We start from the raw sequence: 16,616 nt of genomic DNA, 5'->3' as shown, positions 1-16,616 counted from the left end.
AGTGAGCGCAACGGTGCAGGAGTACGAGCTCGCGATCGGCGGGACCTGGCGTCCCGCCGCCTCCGGAGCCACCTACGAGACGGTCAACCCCTACACCGGTCAGGCCTGGGCCCGGGTGCCCGACGCCGGCGCGGCGGACGTCGACACCGCTGTCCGGGCCGCCCGAGCGGCTCTCGACGGCGAGTGGGGCGCCACGACCGGTTTCGGCCGCGCCGCGCTGATGCGCCGGCTGGCCGACATCGTCGAGCGGGACGCCGAGAAGCTGGCGGTCGTCGAGACCACGGACAACGGCAAGCTCCTGCGGGAGACCAGGCAGCAGACCGCCGGACTGGCGGCCTGGCTCCGCTACTTCGCGGGTCTGGCCGACAAGCTGCACGGGGAGACGATCCCGTCGGCCAACCCCGACTACTTCGTCTACACCCGGGAGGAGCCCGCGGGTGTCGTCGCGGCGATCGTGCCCTGGAACTCTCCGCTCGCCCTGCTCCACTGGAAGCTCGCGCCCGCTCTGGCCGCGGGGTGCGCGCTCGTGGTCAAACCGTCGGAGTCCACACCGGCCTCTGCACTGGAGTATGCGCGGCTGTTCGAGGAGGCGGGGTTCCCGCCCGGCGTGCTCAACGTGGTGACCGGGCAGAGCGCCGAGCTCGGCAAGGCCCTGGTCGACCACCCGGGCGTCGACAAGATCGCCTTCACCGGGTCGCCCGCGGTCGGGGCCGCCATCGCGGCCGGCGCGGGGGCTCGGCTCACCCCGGTCCTGCTCGAGCTGGGCGGCAAGTCCGCCCAGGTCGTCCTGCCCGACGCCGATCTCGAAGCTGCGGCGAACGGCGTCATCGCCGGGATCTTCGCCGCCGACGGGCAGACCTGCATCGCCGGGTCCCGGCTCGTCGTCCACCGCGACGTCCGCGACCAGCTGCTCGGGCGGATCGCAGACCGGGCCAAGACCATCCGGCTTGGCGACCCGCTGCTTCCCGACACCGAGATGGGCCCGCTGGCCAACCGGCGTCAGCTCGACATCGTGCTGGGCTTCGTCGAGCGCGCCATCGCGGCCGGCGCCTCCGTGGTGTCCGGCGGGCGCCGCGACCCGGACCTGGGCGGGCTCTTCGTGGAGCCGACCATTCTCGCCGACGTGGCGCGTGACGCCGAGATCGCGCAGAAGGAGGTCTTCGGCCCGGTCCTGACCGTGCTCGACGTCGGGAGCGAGGACGAGGCCGTCGCCGTCGCCAACAGCACGGAGTTCAGCCTCGGAGCCGGGCTGTGGACCTCCGACGTCGGACGCGCGCACCGCGTCGCCGCCCGGCTGCAGGCCGGGACGGTGTGGGTCAACAGCTATCGCGCGGTCGCGCCCAACGTGCCCTTCGGGGGCAGTGGGGCCAGCGGGTGGGGCCGCGAGAACGGCCGACACGCGGTCGACGAGTTCCTCCACACCAAGGCGGTATGGATCGACACCGCGGGCCGGACCCGCGACCCGTTCGTCCTCGGCTGACCCCGAGATCCCTCTCGCACGAATGATCAAAGGAGATCGTGCAGACATGACATCGTCCATCGACCCGCCCGCGGACCCGCCCCAGGAGGCGGTCGAGGTCACGCCCCGCCGCTCCGCCCGCGCCATCGTCGCGGGCAGCGCGGGCACCTTCATCGAGTGGTACGACTATGGTCTCTACGCCTACGTGGCGGGGACGGTCTTCGCCCCGTTCTTCTTCCCGCCCGACGCCGGCAACGCCGCGACGATCGGCGCCTTCGGCGCCTTCGCCGCAGGGTTCATCGCCCGCCCGATCGGCGGCATCATCCTCGGTGCGCTGAGCGACCGCTGGGGCCGACGCCCGATCCTGCTCGCCTCGATCATCCTGGTCGGCGTGGCCACCGCGGCGATCGGAATCCTGCCGCCCTACGCGACCGTCGGCGTCTGGGCGCCCATCCTGCTGGTGCTCTGCCGGGTCGCGCAGGGATTCGGCACGGGCGCCGAGCTCGGCACGGCGATGGTCTACGTCAACGAATCCGCCCAACAGCGCACCAAGGGCTACCAAAGCTCGTTCCTCTACAACGCGACCATGGCGGGGTCGATCTTCTCCCTGCTCTTCTTCGCGGTGATCAACCTTGCCGTCGGACAGGCGGCATTCGTGTCCTGGGGCTGGCGCATCCCCTTCCTGTTCGCCGGTGTGCTCACCGTCATCGCGCTCTGGCTGCGCCGCAACATGGAGGAGTCGGCGGAATACCAGCAGGCCAAGGAGCAGGGGCGGATCGTCCAGCGGTCCAACCCGCTCCTGGCGATCAAGACGGCGTTCACGGCCAGCCCCCGCAACTATGTGGCGGCCTTCTTCATGCCGACCGCCAGCAACGTGATCGGCTACGTCGCAAACGCCTTCGGGATCAGCTACATGGCCAACCAACTCAAGCTCAGCTTCCTCCAAACGGCCCTAGCCCTGCTGGTCATGTATGTCGCCGGTGTGCTCGCGCTGCCGCTGTGGGGCAAGGCGTGCGACCGCTGGAGCGCGAAGACCGTGCTCAACGTCGGTGCGATCGCCGGCATCGTGCTCGCCTTCCCGTACTTCGCGCTGCTCACCACGCGCAACATGGTGTTCGTGATCATCGCCGGCGCCGTCCTGTGGGCGGTCTGCTGGTCGCCGAGCGTCGTGGCGCAGCTGGTGATCGGCCCGGTCCTGTTCCGCACCGAGTCGCGGGCGGCAGGCTTCACCTCGTCCCGGGAGCTCCAGCAGGCGCTCATCGCGGGCCCCACCCCGCTGCTGGCCACCGCGCTGATCATCCAGCTGGACGGGGCACCCTGGCTGGTCGCCGCGCTGATCGTCGTCGCACAGGTCGTCACGATGGCGTCGATCCGGTTCGCCAGGCCCCAGCTCACCCCGGCCGAGCTCGCGGCGGTGCCCGCCCATCGGGGTCTGGAAACCATCGAACAGAGATCCGCCGTCGTCACACCCCCGGCCGCGACGGCCTGAGAGCCGGCTCCCGTGACGACCGCGCACGTCCTGGAACGCTTCTCGGTACTGCGCGCCTCCGACGTCGACGCCTTCCGGGCGTCGGTGTCGAAGGTCCTCACTCCGCACCGGCTGACCCCGCGCCGAGCGCAGGGCGCCGTGACCACGGATGTCGCGGTCGTCCCGTTAGGGTCGGTGTCGCTGGTCTACGGGCAGCACCGCGGCGCCGAGCTCGACGTCGCGCTCACCGAGCAGGTCGACTACTACGACGTCAACCTCTCCTGGGGCGGGCGCAACCGGATCAGCGTCGGCGACGAGGAGATCGTGGTCGACGAGCGAACCGCGGGCATCCTCTCGCCGTCAATGCCGGTCACGATGCGGCTCAGCGCGGAGTACCGCCAACTCCACGTCCGGATCGAGCGACCCGCGCTGGAACGCCGCCTCGAAGAGCTGCTCGGCCGGCCGGTCACCACGCCTTTGGTGTTCCGGCCGGTCATGGACCTGCGCACACCGGCAGCCGCGTCCTGGGCGCGCGCAGTGGCGCTGCTGGTCGACGACCTGGGTTCCAAGAACGGAATGGCGGGCTGGACGCTCGGGGAGAACCCCTGGTCGGCGTTCCTCGTGCACGGCCTGCTCCTCGCCCAACCGCACACCTACACCGACCAGCTGACCGACCGCCGGGTCGGGGCACACCGGCCCGCCCCGGTCAAACGGGCGATGGAGCTCGTCGACGCCGACCCGGGCAGCGACCTGTCGCTCGAGCGGCTCGCCCGACATGCCGAGGTGAGCCCCCGGTCGCTGCAACGCCACTTCCACGACCACGTCGGGATCTCCCCGCGGGAGTACGTCCAGCGGACGCGGCTCGCGCGGGCCCGCGAGGACCTCAACGCCGCGTCGCCCGGCACGGGCCCGACCGTCGCGGAGGTCGCCTTCCGCTGGGGGTTCAGCCACGTCCCCCGGTTTGCGGCCGCGTACCGGCGTCGCTTCGGAGAGTCACCCTCGGCGACCCTGCGGGCGCGCTGAGCCCACCCCACTTCACACGGAGGAACGATGAGCATGGACACGATGTCCACGGTGACGGTGACGGTGCCGCTGCGCTACGCCGACCCCGACCAGCCAGCCGGGATCTTCTACGCAGGACAGCACGCGGCCTCGTCGGCGAGCTTCCGCACCGTCGACACCACGATCACCAACGCCCGACCGATCGCCTCGGAGTTCAGCCTCGACGTGCACGGGTTCGCGCTGGTCAAGCACCAGACCGCGGTACGGGACTTCGCCGACGAGGACGAGGTGAAGCGGGTCTACACCGCCGAGCTGGAGGAGCTGGTCAAGGGAGCGACGGGCGCGGTCAAGGTCGTCGTCTTCCACACCATGGCCCGCTTCGAGGACGGCGAGAAGCGCGGCGAGCGCCAGCCCGCGCGCGCCGCCCACGCCGACTACGATGGTCCGAGCTTCGAGGTCTGGATCCGCCGGGCGATGGGCGCCGAGGCCGACGAGTGGCTGGCCGGGCGCTGGTCGGAGATCAACGTCTGGCGCGGCATCCGGCCCGTCGAGCGGGTCCCCCTCGCGGTCACCGACGCCCGCACGGTCGGCCTGGACGAGTACATGTCCGTCCCGATCCACGAGCGGCCCGACGAGCCGCAGCCGTTCGTCGGCCTGAACCTGATGCACGACCCGAAGCAGCGCTGGTACTACTTCCCGGACATGCAACCCGACGAGGCCCTGCTCTTCCGGCTCTGGGACACCGATCCCGCCGTCCCGTTCCCGGTGGCGCACAGCGCAATCGACGACCCGACCTCACGACCGGACGCTGCGCCTCGCGCTAGCGTCGAGGCACGCACGGTGGCGTTCTTCGGCTGATGCCGAGGCCCCCCGGTGAATCGGGCGTGATCGATGAGGCTCGCCAGGTCGGTTCTTCGGCGGTTCCCCGGCAGCTGGGCTTGGGTCTGTCCTCATGCGGCGAGGCAGCGGGTTGCAGTAAAGCGTTCTGGCCCTCCGTGTCAGACCAGGTGAGGCTCGAGAGGATCATGAGATCGCCGTCGATTGTCGATGAACACCGCGGATCAACGAAGACCAAAGCGGCGACCGCGCCAAGTCGTCGCCTACCGGACCGAGCGGTTCGAGGACGTGGCAGCTCCGGTCGAGCTCGTCTACGACCTCATCGGTGCCGAGACGGCGGAGCGGTCGTTCGGCGTACGCGCTCCGTCCAGCATGCCCATCTGCCTCCCGACGATCAAGGCGGACGCCGCGCTCCAGACGGCGGAGCAGCACTGCGTTCGCGTCGTCGGAGCCCACGTTCGTACGGAAGATCATGGGCACTGGGGTGCCCCGGCGGGTCTGGGCCTCTCGACAGCGGCCACAAGGCGGTACCGGATGGCACAGACAGACCTGATGCCCTCTGCGGCCCGCTACGAGGGTCGGCGATCACGCCGCTGCTCACTGGCACGGTCGACGGACCGCCTGTGCGCCGCGACCGGCTGATCGGGACTGCTTATTGCCGCCGCGATGTAGATCGTCGTGCCAAGAACGAAGCTGCTCTGCTTGGACGAGAGGAAGGCGACCACGTAACCACCTCCTCTGCCGTACCCATGCGGCCGGAAGGGACCTGCGCGGCGACCCCGGCTTTCACGGTCTCGGCGTCCTCGGCGCCGACCATCGCGGGTATGGCACGGGGGTCGATCGTGCCGGGTGAGATCGCGTTGGCCCGGATGCCTCGCCCCTTGAGCTCGTTGGCCCAGGTCCGCGCGTAGGAGCGCAGGGCCGCCTTGCTCGCGGCACAGGTGCCGAACGCCTCGACCCCGTCGTCCGCGCAGACCGAGGAGTTGAGGATGACCGACGCCCCGTCGTCGAGCACCGGGACCGCCATCTGCAGGGTGAACACGGTGCCTCGCACGTTGACGCCGAAGATCCGCTCGTAGTGTTGCTCGGTGATCTTCGCCGGGCTGGTGTCCTTCCTCGCCTCGCCGGACGCCGCGCGGATCACGGTGCAGTCGATCGTCTGCGACGGGGCGGGTTGCTCCGCTGAGCGCGCCTTGCGTCGGAATCTCGACACGTAGGGGTTCTCCCACGAGCATCAGTGTCGCGGTCAGCCGCCGTGCCGAAACTGGGCAGCTCGTCCCGGGTCGGAACTCGTGGGCGGCGGTTTCTCGGATCGGGCCGGTAGGACCGGACTGCCAGCCGTGATCAGCTGACTCCTTCTCTTCGCTTCAGGGCGAACAAACGCTCACTATGATCTTTTGAACGCGAAGCAGGTCAGAGCGACAACGCCCTGACCTGCTGCTTCTGTGCGCCGCGAGGGAATCGAACCCCCAACCCGCTGATTAAGAGTCAGCTGCTCTGCCGATTGAGCTAGCGGCGCATGTGTTCAGTTGTCCTGCCGGGTACTGCGGTGTCCCTTGCGCGACAGGCGAAACGCTATCAGAGGCGTTCTCCGGGCCGTGCGAGGGGGTCCGCGACCCCGGGTGAGTGACGGGACTTGAACCCGCGACTTCCTGGACCACAACCAGGTGCTCTACCAGCTGAGCTACACCCACCATCGAACCTCCGGGCTGCCCCGGCGTTCTGACGTGAACTCTACAAGGTCGCGGCAAGCGGCTTCACCGCGGGGGTGCCAGCGCGGCCGCGGCGGCCCTGGCCTCGTCGGACGTCGGGCCCGGGGGCTGCACGAACAGCGTCCGGCGGTAGTACTCGAGCTCGCGGATCGACTCCTTGATGTCCGCGAGCGCGCGGTGGGCGAGGCCCTTCTCCGGCTTGGCGTAGAAGACCCGCGGGAACCAGCGGCGCGCCAGCTCCTTGACCGAGCTGACGTCGATCATCCGGTAGTGCAGGTGGGCGTCGAGCTCCGGCATGTCCCGGGCGAGGTAGCCGCGGTCGGTGGCGATGGAGTTGCCGGCCAGCGGCGCCGTGCCGGGGTCGGGCACGTGCTCACGGATGTAGGCGAGCACGGCCTCCTCGGCCTCCCGCACCGTGATCGTCGACGCCCGGACCTCCTCGGTCAGCCCGGACCGCGCGTGCATCTCGCGGACGACCTCGGGCATCCCGGCCAACGCGTCGTCGTCGGCGTGGATCACGAGGTCCACGCCCTCGCCGAGCACGTTCAGGTCCCCGTCCGTGACCAGCACGGCGATCTCGATGAGCGCGTCGCGGCGCAGGTCGAGACCGGTCATCTCACAGTCGATCCACACCAGCCGGTCGTTCATGGCCCGCAGCGTATGCGCTGGCCCGTCGGTTGTCGTAGCGCTGGTCTAGGCTCCGGCGACGTGGGGGAGAACACGCAGAGCGCAGCCCAGGAGATCGCCGCCGGCTACGCCACCGAGGGTGCCGCCCTCGAGCTGGGCACGGTCGTGGTCGACGGGCAGGTGGACCCGTCGACGCGCGTCCGGATCCCGTTCGCCACGCTCAACCGGCACGGGCTGGTCGCGGGCGCCACGGGCACCGGCAAGACCAAGACCCTGCAGGGGCTGGCCGAGCAGCTCTCCGCCGCCGGGGTCCCCGTCCTGCTGGCGGACGTGAAGGGCGACCTCTCCGGGCTCGCGCGCCCGGGGGAGGACGGGCCGAAGATCCAGTCCCGGGCGAAGGACACCGGGGACGACTGGGTGGGCACCGGGTTCCCCGTCGAGTTCCTGTCCCTGGGCGGGAAGTCCTCCGCGATCCCGATCCGGGCCACGATCACCCAGTTCGGGCCGATCCTGCTGTCGAAGGTCCTGGATCTGAACGACACCCAGGAGTCCACGCTCGGGCTGATCTTCCACTGGGCCGACCAGCGGAACCTCCCGCTGCTCGACATCAAGGACCTCCGCGCGGTCATCCAGCACCTCACGAGCGACGAGGGCAAGGCCGATCTCAAGGGGATCGGCGGCGTCTCGGCCGCCACGGCCGGCGTCATCCTCCGGGCGCTGGTGAACCTCGAGGCCCAGGGCGGCGAGGACTTCTTCGGCGAGCCCGAGTTCGAGCCGGCCGACCTGCTCCGCCAGGTCGACGGGAAGGGCGTCGTCACGCTGGTCGAGCTCGCCGAGCAGGCGGCGAACCCGAAGCTCTTCTCCACGTTCCTGATGTGGCTGCTCGCCGAGCTCTACGAGGACCTGCCCGAGGCGGGCGACCTCGACAAGCCCAAGCTCGTGTTCTTCTTCGACGAGGCGCACCTGCTCTTCACCGACGCCTCGAAGGCCTTCCTCGAGCGCATCGAGCAGACCGTGAAGCTGATCCGGTCGAAGGGCGTCGGCGTGTTCTTCTGCACGCAGCTGCCCACGGACGTGCCCAACGCCGTGCTCTCCCAGCTCGGCGCGCGCGTCCAGCACGCCCTGCGCGCCTTCACCCCGGAGGACCAGAAGGCGCTGGCCAGGACGGTCAAGACCTACCCCACGTCGAAGGTCTACGACCTCGAGGAGGCACTGACCACGCTGGGCACCGGCGAGGCGGTCGTCACGGTGCTGTCGGAGCGGGGTGCACCCACGCCGGTGGCCTGGTCGCGGATGCGGGCCCCGCGGTCGTTGATGGCCGCGATCGGCGAGCAGGCCGTGACGGAGGCGGCCGAGGCCTCGCCGCTCTACGCCAAGTACGGCGAGACGATCGACCGTGAGTCGGCCTACGAGAAGCTCACGGCGAAGATCGCCGAGGCTGCCCCGCCGACGGCGCCGGCGCCGGAGGCCGCCCCCGAGCCGGAGCGGCGCCGTGAGGAGCGGGAGGAGCCGGGGATGGTCACGCAGATCCTCAACTCGCCTGCGGCCAAGTCGTTCATGCGGTCGATGGCCACCCAGCTGGGCCGGGAGATCACGCGCGGGCTCTTCGGTACGCGTCGGCGCTAGAAGCGATTGACTTTCGATAGATACCGCTCGATACTCGGTTCATGAGTGCCGAGCATCGAGCGGTCGCGCCGCTCCGGGTGTTCCTCGTCGTGTTGTTCGGGGTGCTGGTCGTGTTCCAGACCCTGTCGCTGCCGGGCCAGTTCGCCCACATGGCGAAGGAGTCTCCGCAGGACGCGTACCTCCGCTGGCCGCTGACCGCCCTGGCGGTGTTCTGGGTGCTGTGCGTCCAGGTCGTGATCGTCGCGACCTGGATGCTGCTCGCCCGGGTGAAGAAGGACCGGATCTTCAGCCCGGCCTCGCTGAGGTGGGTCGACGCGATCGTGTGGGCGATCGCCGCGGCGTGGGTGGTGCTGGTGGGGGTGTTCCTCTACGTCGGGTTCCGGGCGGACGACCCGGGCGTGCCGATGGTGCTGTTCCTCATGGTCGTCGGCGTCGCCGTGCTGGGGCTGCTGATGGTGGTGATGCGGGCCCTGCTGCGGCAGGCCACGGCCCTGCGCGCCGACATGGAGGCGGTCATCTGATGCCGATCGTCGTGCGGATCGACGTCGAGCTGGCCCGGCGCAAGATGAGCGTCGGGGAGTTCGCCGAGAAGGTCGGACTCACGCCGGCCAACGTCGCGGTCCTGAAGAACGGGCGGGCCAAGGCGGTGCGGTTCAGCACCCTGGACGCGATGTGCCGGGTGCTCGACTGCCAGCCCGGAGACCTGCTGGAGTGGGTGCCGGCGGAGGAGACGGCGGAGGCCGCCGACAGGTCCTGAGGCTCGTCCGTCGCGAGGTCCACGCCGAGGCGCCCCTGACCGTCCCGAGGAGACCGGGGCCGCGCTACGGCCGGATCCGGGGGAGCAGCCCCGGCGTGGTGGCCTCCGCCAGCGAGACGGCATCGGCGGCGTCCACGTCGAGGATGAGGTAGCCGCCCTCACCCGCGGCCGTCACGGCCTGCACGGTCACCAGGCCGGCGCGGCGCTGGAAGGGGCTCTGCCGGACCGTCCAGCCGATCACGCCGGAACGCTGCAACGCGACCGTCCGGCGGGACAGCCCGCCGAGCCGGCTGACCAGGTACTGCGCGGTGAGCGCATGGCCGAGTGCCCGGTACCGGTCGGCGGCCAGCAACGCCGCGAGCGGCACGAGCACCACCGTGCCGGGCCAGATCCAGCCCAGCCCCGGCCACACCCGTCCGACGATGACCGCCGCCGCGACGAGCACCAGCACCGGCACGAGGGCGCGGGTGTACCGGCGCCGCCGCGCGGCCGCCGGGTGCGGGACCAGCGGTGTGAGGGTCGGGTCGAGCTCGGTCCCGGTCCTGCGCAGCGCCGCGCCGGCGACCCGGTGCGCCTCGGCCCGGGGCGCGGGCGGCTGCAGGACCCCGCCCTGCGCCTCGCGCCCGAGCCCCGTGGACAGGGCGCGCGTCTGGGCCCCGCCGCCGGCACGCAGCAGCAACGGCTCGTGCACGCCCACGCCGCGCAGCCGCTCCTCCGCGACCGACAGCGACCGGGTGGTCAGCAGCCCGCGCCGCACGCGCAACGTGCCGTCGGCCTCGCGGGTCAGCCGGTAGCCCCACCAGCGCTCGGTGAACAGCACCACCGACCCGACGACGGCGATCACCAGCAACGCCAGCCCCACCAGCCCGACGGCCAGCCAGAGCGGGGCCGCCGCGAGCCGCTCGGCCGCGGCGTCGACGCCGTCGACCTCCGTGGGGCTGACGCCCAGCTCGTTGAGCACGTTGAACGCGGCCGCCGCGATCGCGCCGACGCCGGCCAGCGAGGAGAAGGTGAGCGGGGCGAACCGCAGCCAGGACCAGTGCAGCCGGGCCAGCACCTCGGCGTCGGGCTCGGTCTCGGCCGACTGCTCGACGGGCCGGGGCTCGGCCGGCCGCCGGTCCAGCAGCTCCCGCCGCAGGGTCTCGGCCTCGGCCGTGCTGACGGCGTCGAGCGTGAGGCCGCCGTGCCGCTGCTCCCCGCCGGCGTCGGCCGCCCGCACCGCCACCACGCTGAGCCGGAAGGCGCGGTGCAGGGGCGAGGCCGTGAGGTCGACGGTGCGGATCCGGTCGCGCGGCACCGAGCGCCGCTGCCGTCGGAGCCAGCCGCTGTGCAGCTCGACCCGCTCGGGCGTGATCCGGTACCGGGTCGTGCGCCAGCGGACCACACCGGCGACGACCACCAGCACGCCGATGCCGAGCGTGATCCACGGCCGGACCGGGTCGCCGTTGCTCCCGGTGATCAGCACGACGATCAGCACCGGGACGAGCTTGAACAGGGTCCGGACCGGCTCGACCACCACCATCCGCGCGTCGAGCCGCCGCCACGGGACCCCGGAGTCGACGGCGGGGCCGACGGGCTCGGCCGAGACCGTCATGTGGCGTCGCCGGGCGTGGCCTGGGTGGTCTCGGTGAGCTGGCGGGCGAGCTCCTGGGCGTGCGCCGTGGCCAGGCCGCGGATGGTGACGGGCCCGCGCGCAGACGCCGTCGTCACGGTCACGCTGGCCAGCCCGAGCAGCTGCTGCAGCGGCCCGTGCTCGGTGTCGACGGTCTGTACGCGCGAGATCGGCGCGATCCGCCACTCGCGGACCAGCCAGCCGGAGAGCGTGTAGACCGCCTCGTCCGTGACCTCCCAGCGATGGATGCGGAACAGGATCCCGGGGACGGCGGCGGCGTAGACCAGCCCGGCGACCACGGTCGCTGCGAGCGTCCCCCACAGCCAGCCCGGCCCGCCGAGGACCAGCGCCACCACGAGCTGGGGGAGCGCGACGATCCCGGTGCCGCCGAGCCCGCGCAGCCGCCACCAGCTCCGCGCGCGCGGGTCCACCCGGTGGGCGGGCGGGCGGAGCGGGAGCGCGGTCGGCACGGTGGACCCGGTCTGCATGGGTTCATGCTGCCGAAACGTCCCGGGCCGTGTCGCGGGACCCTCCGGAAGCAGCCGCTGCACCCTTCGGCCGCGTCGCCGGCACCGTAGGGTCGGACGTGTGCGACCCCCGGGATGGCAGCCGCGACTGATCGCCCTCGACATCGACGGCACCACGGTCCACGAGAAGAATCCGCCCAGCCCACGGGTGCTCGCGGCCGTCCGGGAGATCGGGCGGCACGCCGTCGTCACGCTGTGCACGGGGCGGACCGTGCTCGGCGTCGGGCACGTGCTGGACCAGCTCGAGCTGGGTGCCCGCCCCCGTGCCGACCGGTACGCCGACTTCCCGCACACGACGGTCTGCTCGAACGGTGCCGTCGTGCTCGACACCGGCTCGCGGGAGGTGCGGTACGCGATCCGGTTCGAGCCGGGCCCGGTCGTCGCGGCGGTGCGCGAGGCCCTGCCCGGCGCTGTGTTCGGGTGCGAGGAGGTCGGCCGCGGGCAGCGGGTCGCCGCGCCCTTCCCCGACGGCATCCTCGCCGGTCGGGTTCGGGTCGTCGACGAGCACGAGCTGCTCGGGGAGCCGACGCCGAAGGTCGTCGCGTACTGGCCGCACGGCACGCCCGCGGACGTCGCCGAGCGGATGGAGGGTGTCGAGGTCCCCGGGGCCGAGGTGACCCTCGACCACGAGCTGCCGTGGGTGTCGATGGTGCCGGAGGGGGTGTCGAAGGCGTCGGCGCTGGCCGAGGTCGCGCGGGTCCTCGGCGTGGCGCAGGCGGACGTCCTCGCGGTGGGCGACGGCGACAACGACCGCGCCATGCTCCGCTGGGCCGGCCTCGGCGTGGCGATGGGCCAGGCCCCGCCGGAGGTGAAGGCCGACGCCGACGAGGTCACCGGCACGGTCGAGGAGGACGGCCTCGCCGCCGTGCTCGAGCGGTATCTCTGAAGGGCGGGGCGATACGGCACTCTGAAGGGCGGGGCGGTACGGCGCTCGCCGCGGTGTGGGAGCGCTACCTCGGACGCATGCAGCAGGGGGCGCCGCGGTGTTCGAGCGCTATCTCCGTGGATCGCGGCCGAGGGCGGCGAGCTGGGCCTCGCGCACCGGCGCGGTCTGGGCCTGGACGAGGTGGAAGCTCGCCTCCCGCGCCCACCGCTGCTCCGGGCTGTCGAGGAGCATCGCCGCGCCCGAGCGGGCCGCGACCAGGGCGTTCGCGGCGCGCACGGTCAGCGCGCCCAGCTCGCCGCGCAGGGCCAGCCGTTCCGGGATCCGTTCCCGCAGGGGGACCTCGATGAGCAGGGCGAGGGCCTCGGCGCGCAGTTCCTCGGCCCGGTCGGAGAGCGTCGCCGCGAGTTCGGCCACCCCGGGCCGGTCGACCGCGGCGAGCGCGCGGAGGACCCGGCGCAGCAGGCCGGTGGTCGCGGCCGTGGGGTTCGCGGTGCGGGCGGCGTCGAGCTCGCGGTAGGCCGGGCCGTCGGCGAGGCCGAGGACGGCGTCGGGGTCGACGGCGAGCCCGTCGATCTCCAGCGCGACGGTCCGGGTGCCGCCCATCACGGCGAGCGGCAGCGGGTCGCCGGCTCTCAACTCCGCCGACTCCCGTGCCAGGAGCAGCGTGAAGAGGTACCGGTCGCCGGGCGCGGTGGCGGCGATCATCACGTGGTCGACCAGGCCCCAGCCGGTGCACCAGTCGGCGCTCCCGTGCAGCCGCCACCCCGCGCCGTCGGGCTCCGCGCGCACGGCGGGCGAGCCGGGGCGGCGCAGGTGCGCGATCGCCAGCCCCGCCTGCTCCTCGGCGGACGACAGCGCGGCGCGGTACCGGGACCCGGCCTCTCCGGTCGTGAAGTGCGCCGGGTCGAGGCCGGCCACGCCGCCGCGCGCGAGCATCTGCGGGGTGCGGTGCTGGTTGACCACGAACCAGGTCGCCGCACACGCCCCGGCGAGGACCTCCGTGACCTCGACGTCCGTGACCGCGCCGGCGCCGAGCCCGCCCTCGGCCTCCGGGATCCGCACACTGAGCAGACCCGCCTCCGCGAGCGCCCGGATGTGGTCCCGACGCACCCCGCGCGCGGGGTCGTCGGCCGCCGCGGCGTGCGGCTCCAGCACCTCGACGGCCAGCCGGCGCGCCCGGTCGACGGGATCCTCGGGCGGCACGGGGACGGGAGCGACCACGGGGAGACGGTAGGCGGTTGCTCGCGTTCGCGGCTCAAGCCCGTCTCGAGGAGGGCCGGCCCATCCGGTCCGGAGCGCTGCCATCCCGCCCGTCCTGCACACATCCCGTCGACCAGATGTGTGATGGCCTGCTGGGTGTGCGACCGCTGCCGACACTCAGCCGGCAGACCGCTGCCGAGACGAAGATCCAGCGATCCAGGCCGGTCCTGACGTCCTCACGACCCGCGCTCGTACACCCACTCGCGCCCGACCCTCACCGCACCCGGGCGAGCTCCCGGATCCCGGTGGCGACGAGGGGGGCCATGCGTTCGAGGGTGCCGCCGCAGGAGGTCGGGCGTTCGGGGCCGGGGCGTGGTTCGACCCGCACGGCCCAGGCGGCGCCGGCGGGGCCGGTGACGAGCACGTCGGGACCGTCGATGCGGGCGACGAGGAGGGCGTCGACGTCTCGCAGGCCGGTCTGCGCGCGCACGGCGAGCTCCGCGACCTGCCCGGCCGGCTCCCAGGCGGCGCGGCCGCGGCAGTGCCCGTGCTCCACCTCGCCCTGCCCGGCGGCCTTGCGCGCCTCGATGGCGGAGGCGAGGTCGAGGCGGCCGTAGAGGTAGCCGGTGGGCAGCACGAGCGCGGTCGGCGCGAAGCGGTGCCCACCGAGGTGCGAGCACTCCCAGATCCCGTCCGTCTCGGTCTCGGCGAGCCCGCGGGCGAGCGCGAGCCCGTCGACCGCGCAGCAGAGGTCCCGGGTGCCGTGCGTGCAGACGAGCATCAACGGCCGGGTGACGGGTTCGCCCGCGCGGGCGTCGTCGAGGGGGATCGAAGCGAGCTCCGAGGGCCCCTCGACCACCAGCTGTCCGACGCGGACCGCCCCGGGACCGGTGTCGGCGAGCAGCACGGTGCGCGGCGAGTCCGGCGGCGGACGACGCCCGGGCCGCCGGATCAGCAGCAGCCGCCGGCCGGCCGCGCGGGCCCGCTCGGCGAGCCCGGCGACGGCGGGGTCGGGGTGCTCGTCGACGGTCCGCGGCCACGCGCCGAGGTGCTCGACGCACACGAGCCGGTCGCCCACGGGGGCGGTGCCGGGGAGCGGCTCGGCGAGCGCGCGCGCGAGTGCGGAGCAGCGCGCGTCGGTCTTCCCGGCCATTCCGGGACCCTACCTTAGGTCACCCTAAATCGCACGGGTGACCTCGGATGATGCGTTCAGTTCATACCCGGTAACTCTCTGGTGACCACTTTGCCGGTCTGGTTGCGTGGGAGCTCGTCGAGGAACACCACGTCCCGAGGAACGGCGAACCGGGCGGCCTTCTCCTTGACCAGCGCGCGCACGGCGTCCTCGTCCAGCGTGGCCCCTTCGCGCAGCACGACGTAGGCCGCGAGTCGCTGACCGAACTTCTCGTCCGGCACCCCGACGACGGCGACCTCGCGCACCGCGTCGTCGGCCGCGATGAGGTCCTCGACCGGTCCGGGGTGGACGTTCTCCCCGCCGGAGACGATCATGTCGTCGCCCCGGCCGGTGAGGAAGAGCCGGCCCGCGTCGTCGAGGTGCCCCACGTCCCCGGTGCCGATCAGCCCGTCCTGCCGCTCGATGTCCTGGCCCTCGCGGGTGTAGCCCTCGAAGGGCAGGTCGTTGCCGACGAAGACGCGGCCGTCGGTGTTCGGCGGCACCCCGCGGCCGTCGTCGTCGAGGATCCGCAGGACCGTCCCGACGGGCGCGTGGCCCGCGGTGCCCGGCGCCTCCCGCAGGTCGCGCGGGGAGGCGATGCTCACCCACGAGACCTCCGTGGAGCCGTAGAGGTTGTAGAGGCAGTCGCCGTAGCGGTCCATGAAGTCCCGGGCGAGCCCGGTCGGCAGCGCGGAGCCGGAGACCGCGACGATCCGCGGCCGGTGCCGGTCGCGCCACGCCTGCCCGGTCTCGTACACCCGCTGCACCATGACGGGGACGGCGATGACGACCTGGATCTTCTCGGCCGCCACGGTGTCCAGGAAGTCCTCGGGGTCGAACTGCCGGCGCAGCACGACCGTGCCGCCGTGCAGCAGGGTGAGCATCAGGCCGGCGTTGCCCCAGGTGTGGAAGAGCGGGGCCGCGAGCAGCGTCGGCTCGCCCGCCCGCAACGGGATGACCGAGAGGATCGACGCCGCCGGCGCGAGGTTCGAGATCGGCGGCCGCTGCGCGCCCTTGGGGGTGCCGGTGGTGCCGGAGGTCAGCACGATCACCCGCCCCTCCTCCGCGGGACGCCCGGGCGGCGGGCCGGGGGTCTCGGCGAGCCCGTCGAGCTCGCCCTCGCCGATCACGGTGAGGCCCTCGGGGAGCCGGTCGCGGAACTCGTCGTCGGCCACGACGATCCGCAGCCTCAGCTCCTCGGCGATCTCCGCGAGCTGGCCGGCGGGCAGGCCGGTGTTCAGCAGCACGACGTCCGCGCCCAGCTTCGCGCACGCCACCATCGCCTCGATCGCGCCGTGGTGGTTGCGGCACAGCACGCCGACGCGGGTGCGTTCGGCCGCGCCACGGTCCTTGAACGCCCGGGCGAGCCCGTCCGTGCGGGTGTGGACCTCGGCGTAGGTGAGCGTGCCGGAGTCGTCGACGATCGCGGGCCGGTCGGGGTGCCGGGCCGCGCCGACCGCGTAGCCGCCGGCGAAGGTGAACCGGTACCGGACCAACCCGACGAGCGCCCCGGCCAGCCGGTCCGGCCGCATCGGCCGGACGACGCCCGAGCGGGCCAGCGCGACCAGCGCGCGTCCGGTGCCGAGGGTGGTGGTGGCCGCGTGCCGCAGGCCGGCGGCGGCCGGGCCGAGGGTGTCGGTGAGGGAGGGGGTCCGGCGGTCGCTCACGGCGCCATTCAACCGTGCCCGCCGCGGAGCCGCCGTGCGCGGTAAGTGGTGCTGGAGCACCACTT

General features: G+C 72.7%; 15 protein-coding genes and 2 tRNA genes. 8 read left to right on the top strand and 9 right to left on the bottom strand.

Annotated features, from left to right (window positions below):
• Position 1 precedes the first annotated feature (1 nt).
• The 4 genes from AB0B41_RS11835 to AB0B41_RS11820 are packed head-to-tail and all read left to right on the top strand — an operon-like array spanning position 2 to position 4,787.
• The gene (locus AB0B41_RS11835; protein WP_358201858.1) at positions 2–1,480 is read left to right on the top strand and encodes an aldehyde dehydrogenase; all 1,479 of its coding nucleotides are present in this window, start codon (positions 2–4) and stop codon (positions 1,478–1,480) included.
• 46 nt (positions 1,481–1,526) lie between these two features.
• Entirely contained in the window at positions 1,527–2,948 is a 1,422-nt protein-coding gene (locus AB0B41_RS11830) for an MFS transporter (RefSeq protein WP_358201856.1), read from the top strand.
• 12 nt (positions 2,949–2,960) lie between these two features.
• Positions 2,961–3,950: an AraC family transcriptional regulator gene (locus tag AB0B41_RS11825; RefSeq protein WP_358201854.1), complete on the top strand. Its 990-nt coding sequence runs from the start codon at positions 2,961–2,963 to the stop codon at positions 3,948–3,950.
• 27 nt (positions 3,951–3,977) lie between these two features.
• A complete protein-coding gene (locus tag AB0B41_RS11820) occupies positions 3,978–4,787 on the top strand; it encodes a CmcJ/NvfI family oxidoreductase (protein ID WP_358201852.1) in 810 nt (269 codons plus the stop codon).
• 631 nt (positions 4,788–5,418) lie between these two features.
• Here AB0B41_RS11820 and AB0B41_RS11815 read toward each other — a convergent pair.
• The 4 genes from AB0B41_RS11815 to orn form a co-directional block, all read right to left on the bottom strand.
• Positions 5,419–5,910, bottom strand: coding sequence for an SDR family oxidoreductase (locus AB0B41_RS11815; protein ID WP_358201849.1), 492 nt, complete (start codon positions 5,908–5,910; stop codon positions 5,419–5,421).
• A 302-nt stretch (positions 5,911–6,212) separates the two neighbouring features.
• Positions 6,213–6,285, bottom strand: a tRNA-Lys gene (locus AB0B41_RS11810).
• Between the two features lie 102 nt (positions 6,286–6,387).
• Positions 6,388–6,460 (bottom strand) — tRNA-His (locus AB0B41_RS11805).
• Positions 6,461–6,523: 63 nt separating this feature from the next.
• Entirely contained in the window at positions 6,524–7,126 is a 603-nt protein-coding gene (orn, locus tag AB0B41_RS11800; RefSeq protein ID WP_037045533.1) for an oligoribonuclease, read from the bottom strand.
• A 60-nt stretch (positions 7,127–7,186) separates the two neighbouring features.
• Here orn and AB0B41_RS11795 point away from each other — a divergent pair, with 60 nt between their 5' ends.
• From AB0B41_RS11795 to AB0B41_RS11785, 3 genes are read left to right on the top strand one after another with little or no spacing between them, the layout of a single operon-like run.
• Positions 7,187–8,731: a helicase HerA-like domain-containing protein gene (locus AB0B41_RS11795; protein ID WP_358201847.1), complete on the top strand. Its 1,545-nt coding sequence runs from the start codon at positions 7,187–7,189 to the stop codon at positions 8,729–8,731.
• 41 nt (positions 8,732–8,772) lie between these two features.
• Positions 8,773–9,252 carry a DUF2975 domain-containing protein gene (locus AB0B41_RS11790; RefSeq protein WP_358201845.1) on the top strand — a complete coding sequence of 160 codons (480 nt, stop codon included), beginning with the start codon at positions 8,773–8,775 and terminating at the stop codon, positions 9,250–9,252.
• Positions 9,252–9,488 carry a helix-turn-helix transcriptional regulator gene (locus tag AB0B41_RS11785; RefSeq protein ID WP_358201842.1) on the top strand — a complete coding sequence of 79 codons (237 nt, stop codon included), beginning with the start codon at positions 9,252–9,254 and terminating at the stop codon, positions 9,486–9,488. Before AB0B41_RS11790 ends, AB0B41_RS11785 begins: the two co-directional genes overlap by 1 nt.
• Positions 9,489–9,552: 64 nt before the next feature.
• On the opposite strand, the gene AB0B41_RS11780 is transcribed toward AB0B41_RS11785, so the two are convergent.
• Positions 9,553–11,082: a PH domain-containing protein gene (locus AB0B41_RS11780; RefSeq protein ID WP_358201841.1), complete on the bottom strand. Its 1,530-nt coding sequence runs from the start codon at positions 11,080–11,082 to the stop codon at positions 9,553–9,555.
• Positions 11,079–11,588 carry a PH domain-containing protein gene (locus AB0B41_RS11775; RefSeq protein ID WP_358201840.1) on the bottom strand — a complete coding sequence of 170 codons (510 nt, stop codon included), beginning with the start codon at positions 11,586–11,588 and terminating at the stop codon, positions 11,079–11,081. The genes AB0B41_RS11780 and AB0B41_RS11775 overlap by 4 nt, the downstream gene beginning before the upstream one ends.
• Before the next feature lie 100 nt (positions 11,589–11,688).
• Between AB0B41_RS11775 and AB0B41_RS11770 the strand changes: the two genes are divergently transcribed.
• A complete protein-coding gene (locus AB0B41_RS11770; RefSeq protein WP_358201838.1) occupies positions 11,689–12,513 on the top strand; it encodes an HAD hydrolase family protein in 825 nt (274 codons plus the stop codon).
• 108 nt (positions 12,514–12,621) lie between these two features.
• On the opposite strand, the gene AB0B41_RS11765 is transcribed toward AB0B41_RS11770, so the two are convergent.
• From AB0B41_RS11765 to AB0B41_RS11755, 3 genes are all read right to left on the bottom strand, one after another.
• Positions 12,622–13,734 (bottom strand): acyl-CoA dehydrogenase family protein, encoded by a 1,113-nt coding sequence (locus AB0B41_RS11765; RefSeq protein ID WP_358201833.1) that lies wholly within the window; start codon positions 13,732–13,734, stop codon positions 12,622–12,624.
• Positions 13,735–13,987: 253 nt separating this feature from the next.
• The gene (locus tag AB0B41_RS11760) at positions 13,988–14,866 is read right to left on the bottom strand and encodes a sucrase ferredoxin (RefSeq protein WP_358201831.1); all 879 of its coding nucleotides are present in this window, start codon (positions 14,864–14,866) and stop codon (positions 13,988–13,990) included.
• A gap of 56 nt (positions 14,867–14,922) precedes the next feature.
• Positions 14,923–16,551: an AMP-binding protein gene (locus AB0B41_RS11755; protein WP_358201828.1), complete on the bottom strand. Its 1,629-nt coding sequence runs from the start codon at positions 16,549–16,551 to the stop codon at positions 14,923–14,925.
• Positions 16,552–16,616 lie beyond the last annotated feature (65 nt).

Origin of the sequence: Pseudonocardia sp. NPDC049154 (assembly GCF_040648315.1) — a bacterium.
In the GTDB taxonomy this organism is placed as follows: Bacteria; Actinomycetota; Actinomycetes; order Mycobacteriales; family Pseudonocardiaceae; genus Pseudonocardia.
Note: the sequence above shows the minus strand (reverse complement) of the source record. Positions and strands in the feature narration are given on the sequence as shown.